This is a genomic window from Cyanobacteriota bacterium (genome assembly GCA_025054735.1).
Classification (GTDB): domain Bacteria; phylum Cyanobacteriota; class Cyanobacteriia; order SKYG9; family SKYG9; genus SKYG9.
In genome coordinates, this window is the sequence record JANWZG010000421.1 from 1 (window position 1) to 3,261 (window position 3,261).

Genomic DNA, 3,261 nt, shown 5'->3' on the forward strand with positions numbered 1-3,261 from the left:
AGGCTATTTATCGGTGCTGCCGTTGCCATTCGGCCTCTGCGTGAACAGCCCCAATATCATGACACCTTGGTGCGTGAGTTTAATGTGGTCACACCAGAGAATGTGATGAAATTCTCATTGATCCACCCAGAGCGCGATCGCTATGATTTTACCGATGCTGATGCTGTCGTCAACGTAGCCCGTACCCATGGAATGCAAGTACGCGGACATACGTTAGTTTGGCATCAACAAATGCCTGAGTGGTTGTCATCAATTGCTAAGGATGAGGTAAAAGCTGTTCTGCAAGACCATATCACTACAGTAGTGAGTCACTATCGTGGGCAGGTGGCTGCTTGGGACGTGGTGAATGAAGCGATCGCTGATGATAGTTCCCTCCGCAACTCGTTCTGGCTCCAATCCCTTGGGGCTGACTATATTGACTGGGCGTTTCAGTGGGCGCATAGTGCCGACCCAGAGGCACGCTTGGTTTACAACGACTACGGTGCAGAAGGTCTAAATTCTAAATCTGATGCAGTTTACGCCTTTGTGCAAGGGTTGTTGCAGCGCAATGTGCCGATTCATGGTGTGGGGTTACAAATGCACGTAAGCCTCGCAGATTTTCCTGCTCCTGCGGATGTCACAGCCAATGTTCGTCGTCTTGTTAATCTGGGGTTAGCCGTTGATATTACTGAGATGGATGTGCGGTTAAAGGAGCCTGCTACGGCCAGCGATCGTGTCCGCCAAGGACAGGTCTATCAGCAATTACTAGCTGCCTGTCTAGCTGGGGGCGGCTGCCAAACTACCGTGCTCTGGGGCTTTACCGATCGCCACTCTTGGGTACCTAGTTTCTTTCCAGGGTGGGGATCAGCGCTGATTTTTGACCAAAACTATCGTCCTAAGCCTGCCTATTACGCCCTGCAACGCTACCTAGCCAGCCCTTTACTCCAGTAGATCGACCCCATTGCGATCTCCAAGAGCTTCTAGTTTCAGCAGAATCTTAGGTTTTAGCTTTTCCAACTCTTGTTTCAGCATGTTTTTACTGACCGTAGGTTGGCCAATGGAAGGCTGACTCTGGCTAGATATTAACCATTCCTTGAGCTGAGAACACTGCGTAGGAGCAATCGTACAGGCTATCAACGCTGCGCACCGCTGAGGGTTTTCTTTAGAAAACAATAACAACCGGTAGTAACCCCGCTCTCCCAACAGTCGGGTCATATCTCGACCAAAGGAAGTCTTTAGATCTAGGTAGCAGGGCAACCAGCGAGGGCCTGTGATGGGGTTGTAAATCACTGTTACCCACAACAGCATTGGGTGAGGTGACATCAAACAAAGAAATTGATTATAACGACTGCTATTACGACGACTTTCCACCTCTTCCGCAGACATCATGGCCCACAGTGTTGCCAAATTATCTCGGCTAGTGGGCACCATATGGGGAAAGACAATATCAGCGACTGGCTTATCCTTAGGCCAGGACATGAATTGACAAATCTCATCAGCCGTCAATTTCTGCTGGGGCGATGGCTTGGTTACAGCAGGTAGCGTCGCCAATGTTTGTTCTAATTTTTGCCCTACCTGCTTGGCTGAGTCATAGCGGCTTTCCAGTGGCTCCAACACTTTGATTACCTCAGCAATGCTCTGAGGGCGCTCATCAGGAGATTTCGCCAAGCAGGCCATAATCATCTGCTCTAGAGCACTAGGCACCTTAAGATTGGGTGGAAGTACTGCGGACAATGCTGTTGGAGGTTGAAAATGGTGGGCTTTGTACCAACTGCCAAAGGTGTGGCTATCTGTTCGTAGAGGCAGGCGATTAGTCAGCATTTCATACATCATCACGCCCATGCTGTAGATATCTGAGCGAATGTCCAGTTCTTTACCTTCCATCTGCTCCGGAGATGCATAGGCCAAGGTACCCATGAATGAAGTTGTCTCATTACCACCTGACTGCATGATCCTGGCAATCCCAAAATCTAATACCTTTGCCATTTCACCAATGCTGGCATCTTGAATGACCAAAATGTTTCGAGGTTTGATATCTCGGTGAATGATTAACTCTTGGTGAGCACATTGCAGCCCAAGGCAGATTTGACGAGTGAGGGTCACAAACCGAGATAACGTTAATTGCTTACTCCGGACAATATCTGCCAAACTTTCGCCTCGGAGATATTCCATTACATAGAAGGGCACTTCGTCTTCGTCAACGCCGTAGTCCATGACTCGAACAACATGAAGCGTTTTTTGACCTAGCTGGGCGCAGGTGCGAGCTTCGCTCTTGAAGCGATCGCGCATCTTTTGATTCAACAAGGTCTTGGCTAGAAACTTGACCGCTACAGGCACCTCACCTAACAGCACATCGTGGGCAAGGTATACCTTACCCATAGAGCCTTTGCCAATCAGTTCATCGATGCGATAGCGATCGTCTAACAATCGCCCAATGTTATGGTCTGTACTCGCCTCTGCCATTGCGGTCGATTCTCTAAAAGGGTATGACTTGAGGCACCTTTGAACTCAAATCATTCTGCATACAACTTAGATTCCTAAGAGCGTTACGTATGCATACAACATCTACCCTGGGTTTTCATCATACATCTACGATTACATGGCTGTGATGCACCTATCTGGATACTATGCTCCGGTATTTGAGTAAAAGCAACTGAAAGAAGCTTGCTAATGCCCTATCAGCGATTATTCTGAATCCTGGCGAAAACCAACTTGGCACTTGCATAGTTTTCCCCCGTTCTAAGCTACCTAGTCCCAATGAAAATAGTGCTAGAGATGCCGTGGTCAAAACAACAATCTGTCTTCCTGTATCAGAATTAGCACCATCACTCGGAGAACTACATTCAGACATGAGTCGTATAGACTCTGGGAAGCTTGAGAGAACACACCAGTCCTAGTCTACTAGTTTGTCCCAAAAATAGGACAAGTGCCAGTGTTTAACAACTCATTGGGCAATCAACGTTGCTGGTGAGAAGGCTTCTGCTTGGAAGACAGCAAGGTTAACAGACTATCCACAGAAAAAAGCCCATTTCACTGGGGGAAGCAATGCAAAAATTAGCCAAGGCATTTTCAGCGATAATTTATACTAATTTTCAAACTATCACTACGGATGGCTTGTAGTTAAGTCATTGCCACGAAATAGTAGGTTATGTAACCGGCCTTTTGGAGGCACGGTATAGATTGTTACCTTGAGTATTATCTACAATCCTGCCCTAACCCCTCTCTTCAGTGCTATAGCCAGCCTCAAAGACTTAATAATCATAGGGATTTTTAGGAATTGGA

The 3,261-nt window shown here is 47.3% G+C and carries 2 protein-coding genes; one reads left to right on the forward strand and one right to left on the reverse strand.

All coding sequences use genetic code 11. The features are described 5' to 3' along the window. The coding region (locus tag NZ772_16135; GenBank protein MCS6815084.1) for an endo-1,4-beta-xylanase at nucleotides 1–930 on the forward strand (930 nt) is incomplete at its 5' end. Here the strand turns inward: NZ772_16135 and NZ772_16140 are convergent. Next, on the reverse strand, nucleotides 919–2,442 hold the full coding sequence (locus NZ772_16140; protein MCS6815085.1) for a serine/threonine protein kinase: 1,524 nt from the start codon (nucleotides 2,440–2,442) through the stop codon (nucleotides 919–921). The genes NZ772_16135 and NZ772_16140 overlap by 12 nt on opposite strands. Nucleotides 2,443–3,261 lie beyond the last annotated feature (819 nt).